The 17704-nt window shown below is 41.5% G+C and carries 12 protein-coding genes; 3 read left to right on the top strand and 9 right to left on the bottom strand.

Annotated elements, in window-relative coordinates; genetic code table 11:
• The first annotated feature begins 99 nt into the window (after nucleotides 1-99).
• The 3 genes from JL001_RS07735 to JL001_RS07725 are packed head-to-tail and all read left to right on the top strand — an operon-like array spanning nucleotide 100 to nucleotide 2780.
• Nucleotides 100-825, top strand: coding sequence for a (Fe-S)-binding protein (locus tag JL001_RS07735; RefSeq protein WP_200975545.1), 726 nt, complete (start codon nucleotides 100-102; stop codon nucleotides 823-825).
• A 6-nt stretch (nucleotides 826-831) separates the two neighbouring features.
• A complete protein-coding gene (locus JL001_RS07730; RefSeq protein ID WP_200975544.1) occupies nucleotides 832-2205 on the top strand; it encodes a lactate utilization protein B in 1374 nt (457 codons plus the stop codon).
• The gene (locus JL001_RS07725) at nucleotides 2202-2780 is read left to right on the top strand and encodes an LUD domain-containing protein (protein ID WP_200975543.1); all 579 of its coding nucleotides are present in this window, start codon (nucleotides 2202-2204) and stop codon (nucleotides 2778-2780) included. Before JL001_RS07730 ends, JL001_RS07725 begins: the two co-directional genes overlap by 4 nt.
• Before the next feature lie 82 nt (nucleotides 2781-2862).
• Here the strand turns inward: JL001_RS07725 and JL001_RS07720 are convergent, their stop codons facing one another.
• The 9 genes from JL001_RS07720 to JL001_RS07680 form a co-directional block, all read right to left on the bottom strand.
• Nucleotides 2863-3555 (bottom strand): TrkA family potassium uptake protein, encoded by a 693-nt coding sequence (locus JL001_RS07720; protein WP_192010546.1) that lies wholly within the window; start codon nucleotides 3553-3555, stop codon nucleotides 2863-2865.
• A gap of 27 nt (nucleotides 3556-3582) precedes the next feature.
• Nucleotides 3583-5361, bottom strand: coding sequence for a TrkH family potassium uptake protein (locus JL001_RS07715; protein ID WP_200975542.1), 1779 nt, complete (start codon nucleotides 5359-5361; stop codon nucleotides 3583-3585).
• A gap of 69 nt (nucleotides 5362-5430) precedes the next feature.
• On the bottom strand, nucleotides 5431-6240 hold the full coding sequence (locus JL001_RS07710) for an ion transporter (protein WP_200975541.1): 810 nt from the start codon (nucleotides 6238-6240) through the stop codon (nucleotides 5431-5433).
• Nucleotides 6241-6331: 91 nt separating this feature from the next.
• A complete protein-coding gene (locus JL001_RS07705) occupies nucleotides 6332-7456 on the bottom strand; it encodes an AI-2E family transporter (protein ID WP_200975540.1) in 1125 nt (374 codons plus the stop codon).
• A gap of 170 nt (nucleotides 7457-7626) precedes the next feature.
• A complete protein-coding gene (locus tag JL001_RS07700) occupies nucleotides 7627-8691 on the bottom strand; it encodes a hemolysin family protein (protein ID WP_200975539.1) in 1065 nt (354 codons plus the stop codon).
• Between the two features lie 187 nt (nucleotides 8692-8878).
• The gene (locus JL001_RS07695) at nucleotides 8879-12133 is read right to left on the bottom strand and encodes a S41 family peptidase (protein WP_236252745.1); all 3255 of its coding nucleotides are present in this window, start codon (nucleotides 12131-12133) and stop codon (nucleotides 8879-8881) included.
• Nucleotides 12134-12334: 201 nt separating this feature from the next.
• A complete protein-coding gene (locus JL001_RS07690) occupies nucleotides 12335-15214 on the bottom strand; it encodes a TonB-dependent receptor (protein ID WP_200975538.1) in 2880 nt (959 codons plus the stop codon).
• 94 nt (nucleotides 15215-15308) lie between these two features.
• The gene (locus tag JL001_RS07685; protein WP_236252744.1) at nucleotides 15309-16496 is read right to left on the bottom strand and encodes a right-handed parallel beta-helix repeat-containing protein; all 1188 of its coding nucleotides are present in this window, start codon (nucleotides 16494-16496) and stop codon (nucleotides 15309-15311) included.
• Between the two features lie 193 nt (nucleotides 16497-16689).
• Nucleotides 16690-17661 carry a MoxR family ATPase gene (locus JL001_RS07680; protein WP_200975537.1) on the bottom strand — a complete coding sequence of 324 codons (972 nt, stop codon included), beginning with the start codon at nucleotides 17659-17661 and terminating at the stop codon, nucleotides 16690-16692.
• Nucleotides 17662-17704 lie beyond the last annotated feature (43 nt).

Genomic DNA, 17704 nt, shown 5'->3' with positions numbered 1-17704 from the left:
GGTGTACTTTACCTACCTGTATTGGCATACCAAAACAGTATGGTGCAGGATGAATAGCCAGACTGACAGCATTACATTGGGATTTTGAAATACATAACTATGCGTGTAGGACTATTTATACCTTGTTACGTCGACCAGTTTTACCCTGGCGTAGCCAAAGCAAGCTTGGAATTATTGGAGAAATATGATATCGAAGTGGATTACCCGCTTTCTCAAACCTGCTGTGGCCAGCCCATGGCCAACTCAGGTTATGAACGATATGGCAAGGAATCCGCTGAACTCTTTCTGAAAAATTTCGATCACTTTGACTATATCGTTGCCCCATCTGGGAGCTGTACCCTTCATGTCAAAGACCATGTACTGCCCAAAGATGAAAAGGCTCCGCAGATTTTCGAGCTATGTGAATTTTTGACAGATGTGCTCAAAGTCAAAGATATTGTTTCAAGCTTTCCGCACAAAGTCGGTTTTCATTCTTCCTGCCACGGACTTCGGGGCTTAAGGTTGGCAAAATGCTCAGAAAGAATGGACCCAGAATTCAACAAGCCCCTTTCTTTACTTCAAAAAGTCAAAGACATTGAAATGGTTGAACTGGACAGAAAAGATGAATGCTGCGGCTTTGGAGGCACATTTGCTGTGGCGGAAGAGGCCGTTTCCATCACCATGGGCAATGATCGTATTGCGGACCATCAAAAGAATGGAGTTGAAGTCCTAACAGGTGCAGATATGTCTTGCCTCATGCATTTGCAAGGACTGATAACCCGTCAGAAAAGCCCTATAAAAGTCATGCACATTGCAGAAATCCTAAATGGGAACCCCGTGAAATAACCAATTATGAAAGGACATACCCACGCTAAAGCAGCGGAAGAATTTATAAAAGATGACGCCAGAACCCACTGGCACGATGAGACCCTTTGGCATGTGCGTCAAAAAAGAGACCTATCTGCTCAAGGCATTCCTGAATGGGAGACCCTCAGGGACACAGCCTCAGCCACCAAAAACTATGTACTTTCCCACTTGGGAGAGCTTTTGGAACAATTTGAAGCCAATGCATTGGCCAATGGGGTAGAGGTGCTTTGGGCAAAAGATGCCAAGGAACACAATGACCATGTTTATAGGATTCTTCAAGAAAATAAGGTCGCCAATATTGTCAAGAGCAAGTCTATCCTTACGGAGGAATGTGGTTTGAACCATTACTTGGAAGACAAAGGCTATGAGGTAGTGGATACGGATCTTGGAGAGCGAATCATCCAGTTTGCCAAGCAAGCTCCGAGTCATATTGTTCTCCCTGCCATCCACCTTAAAAAACAGGATATTGGAGAGATTTTCCACAAGCACATAGGTACACAGGAAGGCGCCAGCGACCCCAAATACCTTACTGAAGCTGCCCGGCAGCACCTTAGAAAAAAATTCATTGAGGCCAATGCCGCCATTACAGGAGTCAACTTCGGCATAGCGGAAACAGGCGGTTTTGTAGTCTGCACCAACGAAGGTAATGCCGATATGGGCACTCACTTGGCAGACATTCATATTGCCTGCATGGGCATTGAAAAATTAATTCCAAGAGCCGCAGACTTGGGCGTTTTTCTACGACTTTTGGCGCGAAGCGCCACTGGTCAAAGCATCACCAACTATTCTTCTCATTTCCACCGACCTGCCCAAGGGAAAAAGATGTATATCATCTTAGTGGACAATGGTCGAACGGAACAGTTGGGCAGGGAAGACTTCAAAAACTCCCTGAAGTGTATTCGATGTGGGGCCTGTATGAATACCTGCCCTATTTACAGAAGAAGTGGTGGCTATAGCTACAACTCCACAGTTCCGGGCCCGATAGGCTCTATCCTTTCCCCAGGCAAGGACCTGAAGAAATACAGCACCTTACCATTTGCCTCCACCCTATGTGGCTCTTGCTCAGACGTCTGCCCCGTGAAGATCAATATCCATGAACAACTTTACAAGTGGCGACAAGTAATTACAGAAAACACGGATGTGGATGCCAGTAAGAAATTGGCCATGAAAGTGGCCGGTGTAACATTTGGTAAACCCGTTCTGTATGACCTAGCTGGAAAGATGGCCCGAACAGCCCTCAAGATCACTCCCGATAGCTTGGTATACAGTAGCATCAATGTATGGGGAAAACATAGGGATTTACCTCAGGTGCCTAAGGAAAGTTTCAAAGAGTGGTACAAGAAAAACAGAAAATCATGAGCAGTAAAGCTTCAATTTTAGCAGCTATTCAAAAGAATAAGCCATCAGCAACACCTTTACCTGCATTTCTCAACTTTCCTGACCAACCTGATTTGGTAGAAAAGTACCAGAAAGGCCTTTCAGGAAATGGGGGAAAATTAATCGAAGCAGGTTCATTGGAACAAGTCCAACAATACATTTCAGAAAACTTTGCCGAGGATCAGCTGATTGCTTCTTTGGTGGATGGCATAAAAGGGAATGTCGATGTACAACAAATTTCCGATCCGCATGACTTAGAACATGTTGAACTGGCTATTCTTAAAGGAGAATTGGGGGTGGCTGAAAATGGAGCTATTTGGATGCCGGAAGAAAATGTCGTTCATCGTGTGTTGCCCTTTATCGCCCAACACTTGATCATCATTCTGAAGGAAAATACGTTACTGACCAATATGCATCAAGCCTACGACAAAGTAAATGTGTCAGCCCCGGGCTATGGTGTCTTTATCGCAGGACCTTCCAAAACAGCTGATATAGAACAGTCGCTGGTTATCGGTGCCCATGGTCCAAGAAGTTTAACCGTATTTTTGTTGAAATAAAAATTGTCTTTAACAAAGAAAAAGCCCTCTGACAAGTGGATTGAATCAGAGGGCTTTTTGATTTTATTAGCTTCATAAGCATTTATTCTTCGTTAAGATTAAGGATATTTTGGATGTCCTTGATATCTCCGAAAAGTACCAAAATATCATTTTTTTCAATCATGGTTTGGGCATTGACCACACCAAGCACCTTTTGTCTCTCCTGCAGATTACCAAAAAGATTGGCCCTATTGCGGACTTTGATAATAGTCAGAATGTTGACATTGAAGCGATTTCTTACTGCCGTTTCGCCGATAGTCTTGCCCACAAAATCTTTTGGGGCTGTCACCTCCACGATATTATAGCCGTCCGAAATATCAAAGCTGTCAATCACCCCTTTCATCTCCAGCTTTTTAGAAAGCCTTTCTGCTGTTTCCTCTTCCGGATGGATAATTTCATCCACACCAATGGCTTTGATCACGGTTTCATGGGTATTGGTAATGGCCCTACTAATGATTCTTTTGGCCTGCAATTCTTTGAAAACAGCTGTCGCCATAATCGAAGCTCCCATATCCTCTCCAATTGCAATCAAAACAACATCTGTTTCTTTGATTGGTAGATTTTTGACGGCATGCTTGTCGGTAGCATTCATACAAATGGTATGGGTTACTTTTTCTTTGACGGCCTCAATCTTGTTCATATCATTATCGATGCCAATCACTTCGTGACCTTTGTCAGTTAACCGGGCAGCCAGATAGGCTCCAAAGTTGCCCATGCCTACGATGATAAATTTCATATATATAATGTTTTTCGTTTCAATCTATCAAGTGATAAACACTGACTCTTCAGGATAGCGATAGCTAAGATTTTTAACACCTTTGCTGACCGCAATCAATAAGGTGAGGATCCCCACTCTTCCTACAAACATGGTTACAATCAGCACCAATTTACTTCCAAAGCTCAATCCTCCAGTGATTCCCAAACTTAACCCCACAGTCGAAAAAGCTGAAAACGCTTCAAAGAATACACTCAATAAAGGGATATCTCTATCGAAAAGCTTCAAAAAGAACACCGCTCCACCAATCATCATAATCGACATGAAAGTAACCGCAAAGGCTTTTCTTAAGGTTGTGTTGGATATTTCCCTTCTAAACACCTCCACCCGGTCTTTCCCTTTGGCAATACTGAATGAACTGAGGATGGCCACTGCGAAGGTACTGGTCTTCAAACCTCCTCCGGTAGACCCTGGTGAAGCCCCTATCCACATCAACAAGAGATAAACCAAAACTGTTGGAATGGCCATGTTCGTCATATCCACCGTGTTGAAACCGGCAGTTCTCGGCGTTACCGCGCCGAATATTGCTGTCACCACCTTACCATAACCACTGAGCCCTGCCAGTGTATTTTCTTCCTCCAAAACCCAATATAGCACAAAGCCCACCAATAAAAGTAAGCCAGTAGTGAGCATTACTAATCGAGTACCTACATTAACTACTCGTGGCACATGCCTATACCTTTCTCCAAACAGGACCTTTCGATATAACCCTCTTATAAGATGTTTCAAATAGCCATAATAACTTAGCACAACAGGAAATCCTATTCCTCCCAAAACAATTGAAAAAGCCAGAATCAGGTGCATATTGTAATTGTCCCTAAAGCCTTCCTGGTACAAGCCATCACTCAAGATGCTAAAGCCTGCATTGCAAAACCCAGAAACACTATGAAAGACGGAAAAGAAAATCATTCCTCCAGTGCTTTCAAACAGTTCTTTGTCCAATGAAAAGAAGATCAGTACCGCGCCCACTCCTTCCACCAAAAAGGTAAAAAGAATTACTTTAAGCAGGGTATTAAAAATTTGGCCAAAGTTTTCTTCATTGATAAAATCCCGTAAAAACAGTTGGTTCTGGATGCTGAAGCTTCCTCTAAAGAAAAAGCCAAAAAAGCTCGTAAAGGTCATCATCCCCAATCCACCTAATTGGAACAAAAACAGAATGATCAACTGCCCGAAAATGGTAAAGTCTTTGGCGGTATCCAGCACTATAAGTCCCGTTACACAAACGGCACTGGTTGATGTAAACAAGGCATCTACCAAATGAATGGGCTGATAGGTAGCATTAGGCAGCATCAACAATACTGTTCCTATAATGATCAACACAAAGAAGCTAAGCAAAAATATTAATGGAGGATTGAGCTTGAGTTCATTTACTCCCAAGCTGACTTTGGACAGTTCTATTAAAAAAACTACCGCCACAAGCAAATCCACCAAAAACCGATCAGTAGTAACCTGTGTTATCGCTGAAAAAGTAGGAATGGAATAATCGGTAAATATGAAAATCAAAATCAAACTGATCATGAAAATCAGCGCTAGCTCTGAAATTCTCTTTTTGCTAAATCCTGAACCTGCCTTTGCCAAAAAATAAAGCCCTATATAGCCTGACCAGATAAAACCGAGAATAGTCTTCAATAAGGCATGGGAATCCGACAAGGACAAGAATGGCTTTTTAAAGCCTTCTTCATAAACCACTAAGGCAAAGCTAATAAAGCTAAGCACCATGATTGCCTTTTCCAATACGCCTTTTATCAGCTTTTTATTTACATTCATGCTTGTTTCTTGAATGCGGTAAAGTTAGGTGAACTACTTAAGTTTATTAAATTTTCCAAGTCAAATATGCTAAAGCCTGGTTCCACAATATTTACAATGGTAAGCATCCTCATCATGATTGCCAGCATGGCAAGTATGACAGGTTCTTTGGTCATCTGAATTTCTCTTTTTGTTTTTAGCCGCATTGATCTCGGAAGTCACTATACCTGTAGGTACTGCGATGATCGCATAGCCTAAAAGCATAATCAATGAAGCCATAAATTGCCCTAGCGGCGTCATAGGTGAAATGTCCCCATAACCCACCGTGGTCAAAGTTACAATGGCCCAATACATGGCCATGGGAATACTGGTAAAACCACTCTCAGGCCCTTCAATGAAAAACATCACCGTGCCCATCACCAGAATAATGGTAATCACAGAGCCAAGGAAAATCTGTATTTTCATCCGGCTATTATGCAAGGCTTCTGTCAGCATCTGTGCCTCCCGCATGTACCGCCCCAGCTTTAAGACCCTCAACACCCTCAAAAACCTAAGGGCCCTGACCACAGCCAGAAAATGGCTATTGGCCACCACCAAACTGATATAGGTTGGCAATATGGCCAACAAATCCACCAGACCATAAAAGCTCAACACATAGCCCGCAGTCCTCCGACTAAGCCAAACCCTCAAAATATACTCAATGGTAAAAAGAATCGTGAAAGCCCATTCCAACATATAGAAAATAGTACCATATGCATCATGGAGCTTTCGAACAGAATCCAATACCGTAATCGTAACACTACCAAGAATAGCGATCAATAGAACTACATCGAAACGTTTGGACGCTGCATCATCTGATTCAAAAACAATATGTGCCAGTCTTTTTCTGGTCAGTTTCATTATTTATCTATTCATAGCTGCCATTAATGACCTTTCTCTCAAAACCATAATTGGCTAATTTCATTTCAAAAATATTGACCTTTAAATAACCTTAGGAAGAGGAATCATTCTTTTTATTGACCTCGTGTTTATCCATCAGTTTTTCGAAAGAGTCACGGTGCAAATGTTCTTCATCAGGCTCTCCAATCAAAAAGCTAAAAGGCTGGGTAGCTTCTGTCATATCGAATACAATTTTGATCACTGCTACCATTGGAATTGCTAAAATCAAGCCTCCCAAACCAAAGAGCATCCCTCCCAAGATTAAAGAAACAATGGCTACCAGTGGGTTCAAGCTCACCTTTCCCCCTACAATATTTGGAGTGATAAAATTTCCTTCCAGAAACTGGACTACCTGAAACCAGCCAATTACACCCAGCGCATACCAAGAGCTGTCCATGGTCGCCAAAGCATACAATGCTGGAATCAAAGAACCAATAGCCACACCGATATAAGGAATCAAAATAAGTATGGCGGCCAGGGTCCCAAAAAACCAAGCATACTCAATCCCCATCATCAATAACCCAACTGTATTGAGAACAGCCACGATTCCCATTACAGTTACCAATCCCAACAGATAACTTTGGATAACGTGGTAAATCCTACTGATGGTTTCGACCACTTTTTCAGCAGGAGCTCCCTTGGCTGCTTGAATGAGAAAATCCTTAAAGAAATCCCTGTAATAAAGAAAGAAGAAAGTATACAATGGTACCAAAACGCCATTGGCCAAAGTACCACCAGCAGAGCTAAAGACAGTGGTGAGGTATTTACCAATATTTGAAACTGACTTATGGGCTTCTTCTCTGATCTGGTTGGTCAATTGCCCAGGCTCCAAACCAAACTTGCTCTCAAACCACTTCTGGATGCTGTCATAAATATTCCCAAAATTGGTGGCGATATCCTGACCATCCTTTCCGATCACAATTACTTGATGAACGATAAAGTACATTAAACCAGAAAGTACCAATGTGGCTACAATAACCGATAATATGGAAGCTGCAGCTCTGGGAAATTTTATTCTTTCCAGTAGATTACATAGCGGGTAGAGCATGATCGAAATGATCAGGGCAAACATCATGGGCACCAAGACACTCTTGAGAAAGTGGGCCAATGCAATGGTCAAAAACAGGACGATAAGCTTCGAAGCCAGTATGATGCTACTGGGATATTTCTTCTCCATAAAAATCTTGATTAATATCCTTTATTTCTTACTTTTTAAAATTTACACTATTTATTCAAATAAATATATTCTCCTTCTGATAAGATCAAACTTAAGTCTTTTTTCTCTTCAAGCGATCCCGCCATAACCTCCAATCAAAGATAACTAATATCTCTTGGGCCTTTTTGGTATCAATCTATATTTTCACTGGGCTTATCGAAGATCAGCCCCATCTTTTTTGCCCTTGCCTCCCACTGATTTCTAGCCAAAAGCTGCATATCTTTTTCTTCATCACTTTCATCTTGAATCTCCATTCCAAGCAGCGTCTCTAAAATATCTTCCAGGGTTACAATCCCCGACATCCCGCCGTATTTATCCACCACCAAAGCTATATGCTCTCTCTTGTTCAACATCATTTCCAAAACCGATGGGATAGGATAATGTTCATACACCACCATAATCTCTCGCTTCAGCGCTTTCAATTTCATATCGAAATGATCTTCGGCCAACTCTGCCAAGACATCATGCTTCATGATATATCCATTGATATTATCGATTGTACCATCAAAAATGGGAAAACGGGAAAACCTTCGAGATTCTTTTTTGGTATAAAAATCCTTAACTGTCTCTTCTTGTTCAAGGGCCACTGTCACCGTCCTTGGTGTCATGACACTGGCTACCAAAATAGATCTAAATCGAATTAAGTTCTGGATAATTTTTGATTCTCCCTCTTGAAACACTCCTTCTTTAGTAGCTATGCTGGCCATTGCTGAAAGCTCTTCGCGACTCATGGTATGCTGCTCCTCTGTTTTAAAAAAACGGGTCAAAAACTCGGAAATTTTCACCAATGGATAAAGGCCATAAATCATCACTTTCAGGATCCCTCCAATATAAGGCGCCAGCTGTTTCCAATAATTTGCTCCAATAGACTTGGGAATAATTTCTGAAAAGATCAAAATGGCAATGGTCAAACCAGCAGAAATCCACCCAAAATATTGTTGTCCAAAAACCTCAACCGCCTGAGCGCCCACTCCAGCAGCTCCTACCGTATGGGCAATGGTATTAAAAGATAGAATCGCGGCCAGAGGTTGATTGATATTCTCCTTTAGTTTCATCAATTGCCTCGCATAGGCCTTCCCTTTTTCTTGTTGTGACGCAATATAGGAAGGGGTGATGCTCAAAAGGGCAGCCTCTAATGCCGAACATAAAAAAGATATGCCAATAGCCAAAAAGAGGTAAAGGATCAATAAAGTCATAGGTGGTGCTTAAATGGAATCATCATTTAAAATACTAAAAATAAATAGGTTCTTCAATGGACAAGCCTTTTCAAACCCTGAATTTATTATCGAATGAAGTTTCATCCGGAAGCGTCATTTTCTACGAATTCAAACAAAAAACCAGCCAAGTAGCTTGACTGGTTTTTCTAATTTTCAACAACAAGTTTTATTTCACTTCGTATTCAGGAACGGTTGGTTTTACCGGCGGATGCTCTTGGAGCAACTTCATGGCTTCTTCTATGGCTTTTTCCAATTGTGGATCAGTACCATTTGCCAAAGCTGTAGGATCTTCCAGTACTTCAATATCTGGATCCACACCATGGCCTTCCTTAAACCACCCTCCATCAGGATCAAACATTCTGAAAGTTGGCACCGTAACCGAGCCCCCATCAATCAAAGACGGAGCCCCAGAAATCCCTATCAATCCACCCCAGGTCCTGGTTCCAATCAGCGGTCCTAGGCCAGCTTTTCTAAAATAGTCTGGAAAAGCATCTCCTCCAGAACCACTCCAACCATTGATCAGCATCACCTTGGGGCCAAAATTAGCTACCTGCGGCCATTGCCAGGTTTCCCCATCCCGAACTGCCCAAAAAGCCAAAGGTTTCCTGTTCAACAACTCGATAAAGCGATCAGGTATTTGTCCTCCATTATTGAACCTTTCATCAATGATCAGCCCCTCCTTGTTGAACTGCCCATAGAACATCCTTGTCAGTTCATATTGTCCGTCCAAACCGGTGCTAGGCACATAGATATAACCGATCTTTCCATCAGTTGCTTCTTCCACTCTTTTTCTATTGGCCTCTATCCAAGCCAAATTTCTCAAGCGGGTTTCACTTCCCATTGTCTTCACTACTACTTTTTTGGCTCCCTCCAAACTGGCCTCATCGTTCACTGTCAACTCTACTGTTTCACCTGCCAAATCTTCGAAAGCTGCCCAAGGGTCTTTTGAAAGATCCATGGCCACGCCATTCACTGCTAAAATAAAGTCTCCTTCATTTACATCTACACCTGCTTGATCCAATGGTGATCGGGCTTCATTGTCCCAAGGGGCTCCACGAATGATTTTCTTTACATAATAAGCATCATCCTTCACTCCCCAATCAATGCCAAGATAACCTACTGACTTTGTATTTGCATGCTCTGTGTCTCCACCGCCCCGGTAAGTATGAGAAGCACTGATCTCTCCGATCAGCTCTCCAATGATATAATTTACATCCTCTCGGGTAATGGCATTATCAATCAATTTACCATATTGGTCGCGCATGGCTTCCCAATCTACTCCATGCATATTGGGGTCATAGAAGAAATCACGCTCTAACCTCCAAGCATCATTAAAAATTTGCCTCCACTCTTCTTTGGGGACTAAGGTCATTTCCATCTTTTCCGTAGGCATTTTGTCTTCTAATTTCTTGCCGGCACCAATGCCGATCACACCAAACGAGCCCCTTGATACCACCAATGCCTTCTCTCCATCTGCAGAAAGCCTGTAGCCATTTACATTTTCAATAATCGCCTTTTCTTCCCGCTCAGCGATATCGTAATACTGAAGAGAAGAGGCTCCACTTTGAGGGTGTTTGATATAAAGGACTTTTCCTTTGACAGCGTTTAGCATACTGTAGTTACCAGCTGAAACTGGAAGTACCACCAGTCGCTGTTCCATTCCATCCCAATCAATCTTTACTGACTTGTCATCACCTTTACTTTCATCCTCCTTTTTCTTGTCACCCTTTTTATCTTTCTTCTCTTCACCATCTGCTTTCTCTTCTTCTTTTATAGAAGTCGTATCATTTTTTGGCGCCAAAGGAGAAGCTGTTGCTTTCTCTAGAGGAAGCGCAGCGATTTGTGTGGAATTGGCATATACCCAAGCACCTTCAAAATCACTGTAGATAGGATCAAATTCTCGATTGGTAAAGAAATACAAGTATTTTCCTTCTGGATCAAACACGGGATTTCGATCACTGTAAAAGCCAGAAGTTACTTCATGCAGCTCATCTGATTGTGTATCAAAAATCGCAATGGAGTTATTCAGGTTGTTAAGGTTTTTCTCAAAAGCCAGGTAGCGGCTGTCAGGAGACCAGACCACTGTAAAATTATCCAGGTTATACTGGTACAGGTATTTTTGTTTGTCCACATGACTGGTTTCATTGGTTTCCATATCATGGATATAAATATCCATGGCCTTGTCCACGAAGGCTACTTTTTTACTATTAGGTGACCAATATGGCTGATACCTATATCCAGCACCATAAGAGCTCAACTCCTTTTCCTCACCACCATTCTCCATATCCTTAATGGTCAATTCATATTCTCCGGAACGATCACTCCAGTAAGCAATATATTTTCCATCAGGTGACCAGGATGGATAACGTTCAGCCACACCGGAAGTTTGGGTCAGGTTAATCACAGGACCATCTTTGGCAGGCACGGAAAACAATTCCCCCCTAGCTTCAAATACAGCCCTGTTTCCATCATGCGAAAGCCATACATTTTGGATGTAGTCTTTTACATTCTCTTTTCTTGGCATCAAAGAAGCCACATCAGAGCTGACCTGTATGGGCACTTCATAATGCGCTTCGGTTGTTAAATCCAACAAGTAAATCTTGCCCCCAGCAGTAAACACGATTTCTTCCTCTCCAATACTTGGAAACATGACATCGAACTCACTAAAGTCAGTCACCTGATCGATTGCTTTAGAGCTCAGGTTATAACTGTAGATATTGTTTCTTCTATTTTCTCCGCGGTCAGACAAGAAGTAAATCTTATCCGAAGTCCACATCGGGAATTCATCATTATAAATACTCTTGCTGATATTTTCAGAAGAATTATCAGCGAGATTAAAAGTATAAATATCGGTGGCCATGCCTCCTTTGTAGCGCTTCCAGGTTCTGAAAGCCCTACTCTTAGGAGTATATGCAATCTGGTCTCCGTCTGGAGAAATCATTCCAAACTCGCCATAAGGCACTGGGAGTTTTTCCGGCATTCCTCCTGAGGCTGGCACTTTATAAAACTGACTGAAACGCTGCTTCTCACTTTCTCTGGACGAAGTAAAAAGGATATGCTTTCCATCACTGAACCAATCTGTCACGCGATCACCCATTCCGTGATAAGTGAGGCGCTCGGGCATACCTCCCTTTACTGGCATTACATAGACATCGCCATTTCCGTTGTAGACCCCACTAAAGGCGATGGAATTCCCATCAGGGGAAAATTTGGGAAAGGATTCTGTTCCTGCAGAAGTGGTTAGTCTATTAGCCAAACCTCCCGTTTTTGGCACCACCCAAATATCTCCACCATAGCTGAAGGTAATTTGGGTTGCTGATACATCTGGAAATTGGGCGATCTTGGCATCTACCTGAGCATAATTTACCATAGGAATCAACAAAACTACTCCTATGAAATTGATTAATTTCTTAAACATCATGTGTTGTTGGGGTTTGAAGAAAAATTCAATAAACAAATGGCCTGAAAGTACGCTATCGTACACATTTCCAACCTATAACAAACAAAGCCTATCAAATATAAAAAAAATATCACAGCATGCTAGAAGTAAAAAAAGCGTGGATATTGCTATCCACGCTTCAACTATGATAAAGGTTAATTAATGCTAACTTCTGCCGAGAAATTAGAAAGTATAAGCCAATTTAAGACTGATCTTGGTACCAGGGCTTAGTCTAGTGAAAATCTGATCTTGAGCATTGTATGATCTAAATACTTCCTCTTTTTTGTCATTAAGCAAGTTACTCACTTTCAATCCGGTTTGGAATCTCTCGTCAGCTCCAAAGGTCTTGTTTACGTTAAGGTTCAAGCTGTGGAAAGGAACAGTATAAGTATCCGTTCTGTTACCGAAACCTACATAAGACAATGTGCTTCCTTGTACGTTATAGTAAACACCAGCTTCCCATCCTGATTCCCAGTTTTCATAGGCTAAACCGGTATTGATGATATATGGTGCTTGACCTGCCATATCTCTGGTAGAAGAAATCTCTTCTCCCTCTCTGGCAGAAAGCTCTCTTGACCTCAATTCTGACTCAGACATTTGAATGCTAGACTTAGTGAAAGTTACATTAGCATTGAAGAAGAAATTCTCAGCAGCTGGAGTAATAATGTCCAATGATTTTCTTACTTCCAATTCAACTCCGGTCACTTGGCCATCACCCACATTTCTTGGCTGGAAGGCTCCTGGGTCAGAAAGGAACTGCACCATTTCGATCGGAGCAGCAAACTTTTTGTAGAATACACTGGCTGACAGGATTTCACCTCTTTTAGGGAAAAGCTCCCATCTAGCATCTAAGTTATGGATTCTGGTTGACTGTAAGTTACCATCCCAAAGTGTCTCTGATCCACCATTGGTAGTTTCAGGGAATAGACCTCCAATAAAAGTTCTACCTGTGATTGGATCCAAGATTTCAGCAAAAGACATTTCCTTGAAAGAAGGTCTAGCAATTGTTCTTGAATAAGAGAAACGTAGATTTTGAGTTTCTCCCATATCATAGATCAAGTTCAAGGTCGGGAAGAAATCAGTATCATCCAATACCTTTTCATTGTCAAAAACAATGGTTTTGGTCTGGTTACTTCCGGTGTAATACTGTTCATATTTCTCCATTCTCACTCCCACAATAGCCTTCAAGTTATCAAATGGATTGATTTCAGTATTCACATACACCCCTAGGTTGTTGATGCTTGCATTATACTCGTTCGGATTATTCGGTATAAACAATGGATCATATCGAACGCCGTTGGTATTGTCAGCAGAGAAAAGGTTCTCCTCATCAAATACTGCATTTGGATCCCCAGTAAAAGTGGTGTTGCCCACTGGGAACTGGAAGCTTTGGATCAAGAAGTCTCTCTGTTTATAAGTGTAGCTAGTTCCAAAACCGAATTTAGCAGCTTGGTCCCTGAAATTATAATTTTTGGTTACATCTACTTTTCCAACCACGTTGTCCTCATTCAGGTTTCTCCAAATTCTTTCAGGAAGACCCACTTCAGTAGAGATTGAGTTATTGATGTCTCTGAACCTCAAGATTCTTACGTCCGGGTCTTCGATAACCGACCTTGTTGGAGATAATTTCCAGTTCAATTCCCAATCGTTCGTTGGTCCCAACTTGTGCTCACCGCTCAAAAGGATATTGGTCAATGAACGCTCACTGTATTCAATGTTATATTGGTCAGCACCATAAACGGTACCCACATTATTGCTTTCAAAATCAAACTGGCCCACTTTAGACTCTCCATTTTGAAGTCTTAAAAAGTTCAATTTATACTTGGACATGCCAGTCTTATAAGCCAATCCAGCCATTCCACCCAACAACACATTATTCACTCCATAATCACCTACTTGTGTTTCCAGAGGCGTCAGCTCATACTCGCCAGTATTGCTTGGCTTACCGTACAAATTATATTCTGCTCCCTCAAAATAAGTAGTTTCATTGCTATATGTCAATGCAAAGTTATAGCCTAACTTACCATTTCCTGCGTCGACTTGGTTTCCATAGGACAAACCAAGACTCATGTCCATTAAATTACTGGTGCGTTGACCACCCATAGTAGGATTAAACCCTCTTAATATAGACTGGTACTCTTGGCCCGCAGATCCATTTGGATTGCCTACTACTTGTGCGTACTGAGGAATATCTGTTCTTCCTCCTGTTGGAATATCACGGTATCCATTGTCAAAGCCTAAAAAGTCAGTCCCACTACCATTTACTTTGAGGTAGTTGCTGTTGAAGTGCATCGAAGGGTTATAACCACCGCTAAGACTCACTTTAAATGTTTTTTCTTCTGGAAAATCTTTGGTTTCAATATCCACCACACCACCGGTAAAATCGGCAGGAAGATTGCTAGTAAATGATTTGGATACAATGATGTTATCTACCACATTGGTAGGGAAGATATCCATTTGGATAGAGTTTCTATCGGGATCAAGTCCAGGGATGTCCACACCGTTCAATACCGTTTTGGTATATCGGTCACCTAGACCTCGGATATAGACATATTTTCCTCCCTCAATTGATACCCCTGTTACTCTTTTAATAGCAGAAGCGGCATCGCTGTCACCAATCTTTCTGAAAGTAGACGCCGAAATACCGTCTATCATGTTGGCAGCATTTCTTTTTACAGTCATCAAAGCTGCTTCAGTAGTTCTGATTGCCTGAGCCGTTACCACTACAGATTCCAATTCCTCTGTAGCTTCAGCCAATTTTAAGTCACTAAGTAAAGTAACTTCACCTGGCTTCACTTCCACCCCACTGATTTCCAGCTTATTGAAAGAGATGAATGAAGCAACAAGTGTATAAGTTCCTGGCGCAAGCTTGATTTCAAAAGCTCCATCCAGATCCGTAACGGCACCGGTTTGTGTTTCTTTAACCAAAACAGAAACCCCAATCAAAGGTTCTCCTAGACCTTCGTCAATAATATTTCCTCGGATAGTACCCTGTTGGGCAAATACAAGTTGAGGGATTGCAGCGCATACCAATATGGTTAGGGCTACGAATATCTTTTTCATTTTTATTTGAATTATAAGTTACAGCTAACGATTAAAAGATAAAAAAGTAGATAGAAGGGATCATGAATGATCCCTTCTGAATATGGATGATTGATTATTTCAAGATATCAAGTGCACCTGAGGCGGCAGCCCAAGTCCATCCTGCAAAAGCAGACTTGTCAGCACCTACAGTATTTTCACCTTCAGCTACTGCAGTAGTGAATGCTGCAGAACCACCTAGGAATGCATCAGAAACCATAACACCTTCAGGAAGCGTCACTTCAAAATTAGAGAAAGCAGCTGCTACAGTTGGAAGCTCATCGAAAGTCTGACCACTCGCTACACTAGTGAAGTAGATGTTAGACATATCTACATTAGTATTGGCATCGTTATCCACTAGGCCTACAGCACCGTTTGCAATGATAGAACCATTGGTCAAAGTGTAGTTTCCATTTACATAAGAACCTTCTGGGCCATCCAGCTCAAAACACTTATCTCCTCCATTTACAATGATAAAGTTGTTTAGGGTACCATTCCACGCTTGGTCAGCATCAATGGAATCATCTCCAGCATTCCAAACCACAGCGTTGGTTACGCTAACAGTACCACCAAACCATTCGATACCATCATCTTGGTTACCTATGATTTCCACATTCTCGATTACAGTTTCTGAACCAACACCACCTAAAGTAAGTCCGTTGATTTCATTACCATCACCGATATTTGCACCACCATGACGGATTGATACATATTTCAAGATACCAGAGTCATCTTCATCATCATTACCACCATATAGACCATTCGTATCGGATGGTGGAATACCCTCAATTTGTGCTTCTGTATTATCACCTGGAAGAGATACTCTCGCTTTACCTAAGATTAGAAGACCACCCCAAAGGCCATTTTGCTCAGGAGAAAGTCCGTCCTCATGATATATTTCGCCTGGTACGATTTCATCCGCAATAGAAGTAAAAATGATCGGAGATTCTGCAGTTCCTTGGGCATCGATTTTAGCGCCTCTAGCTATCACAAGAGCAGTAGCATTGGCACCAGAACCAGCTTCACCTTTAATGATTACTCCTGGCTCAATGGTCAATGTAACACCATCTAAAACAGAAACCCTGCTTGCCAGTGTGTACACATTACCAGATTCTAAAGTACGATCTTCTGTAATGTTTGCATTGAGAACAAATTCATCTTCAGGATCAGGTCCTGGATTAGGATTTGGATCATCATCGCTACAAGATGTAAACATCACTGATGTTCCCATCAACATTAAAAACAGAAAGTTAAGTTTTTTCATGACTATGAAATTGATTTAGTTTGTTCGCTTTTTTGTTTTCGCTCCACAAAACTGAACCAATTTTTCTTCGACTTAGAATTTTTCCAATTATGTATTTTTTAAAAAAGTAGACGCAGATTAATATTGAATTAACAAACAGACAAAAAAAAAGCCTTTGAGATATCAAAGGCTTTCGAAAACGCTTATTAGAGCGTTATTTCAATGTTACGGATTTATTAATTGGTATCTTATCCAATATAATATGAATCAGGTCACGGGTATTGATATTGTCCGCTTCTGCCTCATAATTAAGAATAATCCTGTGATTAAGCACATCTTCTGCTACTTCCTTGATATCTTCCGGAAGCACATAATCGCGTCCATCCATAAAGGCCACAGCCCTAGCAGCAAGATTCAAATTGATACTTGCCCGAGGAGAAACACCAAACTGTATATACTTGGCTTCTTCTTGTAAACCATATTGCTCTGGGAATCGTGTAGCAAATACCAATTCAATAATATAGTTCTCTAAAGGCTCAGACACCTGCACTTGATTGATCTTATCACGAATTTCAAAGATATCCTCTTTGGAAAGCATGGCCTGCACATCAGCCTTATAACTCATATTGGACATTCTTCTCATCACCTCCAGCTCATCTGTTTTGGCCGGGTAATCGATGTGTACCTTCATCATAAATCTATCCACCTGAGCTTCAGGCAATGGGTAAGTACCCTCTTGATCCACGGGGTTCTGAGTGGCCAGTACCAAAAATGGACGATCCAACTGATAGGTAGTTTCACCAATGGTTACCTGCTTCTCTTGCATGGCTTCCAAAAGAGCGGACTGAACTTTGGCAGGAGAACGGTTTACCTCATCAGCTAAAATCAAATTGGAAAAGATAGGTCCTTTTTTGACTTCAAAATCACCATTCTGCTGGTTATAGATCATGGTACCGATCAAATCTGATGGCAACAAGTCAGGCGTAAACTGGATTCTGTTAAAGTCCAAATGAAGCACTTTGGCCAAGGTGTTTACAGTTAGGGTTTTGGCCAAACCGGGCACACCTTCCAAAAGTATGTGTCCATTGGTAAAGAGTCCGATCAATAAACGATTGACCATTCGCTCTTGTCCTACCACCACCTTCTTGACTTCATTGATGACGTCCTGAATCTTTTCCTGATGCATTATAATCTTATATTTTTGTTAAGTCTCGTATAAAACTGCTGAT

It is taken from the genome of Echinicola sp. 20G, from assembly GCF_015533855.1.
Taxonomy (GTDB): domain Bacteria; phylum Bacteroidota; class Bacteroidia; order Cytophagales; family Cyclobacteriaceae; genus Echinicola.
Note: the sequence above shows the minus strand (reverse complement) of the source record. Positions and strands in the feature narration are given on the sequence as shown.

What these genes read in the sequence shown, in the direction of transcription:
- JL001_RS07735 (WP_200975545.1), top strand. Translation starts at nt 100, where the DNA reads ATGCGTGTAGGACTATTTATACCTTGTTACGTCGACCAGTTTTACCCT.
- JL001_RS07730 (WP_200975544.1), top strand. Translation starts at nt 832, where the DNA reads ATGAAAGGACATACCCACGCTAAAGCAGCGGAAGAATTTATAAAAGAT.
- JL001_RS07725 (WP_200975543.1), top strand. Translation starts at nt 2,202, where the DNA reads ATGAGCAGTAAAGCTTCAATTTTAGCAGCTATTCAAAAGAATAAGCCA.
- JL001_RS07720 (WP_192010546.1), bottom strand. Translation starts at nt 3,555, where the DNA reads ATGAAATTTATCATCGTAGGCATGGGCAACTTTGGAGCCTATCTGGCT.
- JL001_RS07715 (WP_200975542.1), bottom strand. Translation starts at nt 5,361, where the DNA reads ATGAATGTAAATAAAAAGCTGATAAAAGGCGTATTGGAAAAGGCAATC.
- JL001_RS07710 (WP_200975541.1), bottom strand. Translation starts at nt 6,240, where the DNA reads ATGAAACTGACCAGAAAAAGACTGGCACATATTGTTTTTGAATCAGAT.
- JL001_RS07705 (WP_200975540.1), bottom strand. Translation starts at nt 7,456, where the DNA reads ATGGAGAAGAAATATCCCAGTAGCATCATACTGGCTTCGAAGCTTATC.
- JL001_RS07700 (WP_200975539.1), bottom strand. Translation starts at nt 8,691, where the DNA reads ATGACTTTATTGATCCTTTACCTCTTTTTGGCTATTGGCATATCTTTT.
- JL001_RS07695 (WP_236252745.1), bottom strand. Translation starts at nt 12,133, where the DNA reads ATGATGTTTAAGAAATTAATCAATTTCATAGGAGTAGTTTTGTTGATT.
- JL001_RS07690 (WP_200975538.1), bottom strand. Translation starts at nt 15,214, where the DNA reads ATGAAAAAGATATTCGTAGCCCTAACCATATTGGTATGCGCTGCAATC.
- JL001_RS07685 (WP_236252744.1), bottom strand. Translation starts at nt 16,496, where the DNA reads ATGAAAAAACTTAACTTTCTGTTTTTAATGTTGATGGGAACATCAGTG.
- JL001_RS07680 (WP_200975537.1), bottom strand. Translation starts at nt 17,661, where the DNA reads ATGCATCAGGAAAAGATTCAGGACGTCATCAATGAAGTCAAGAAGGTG.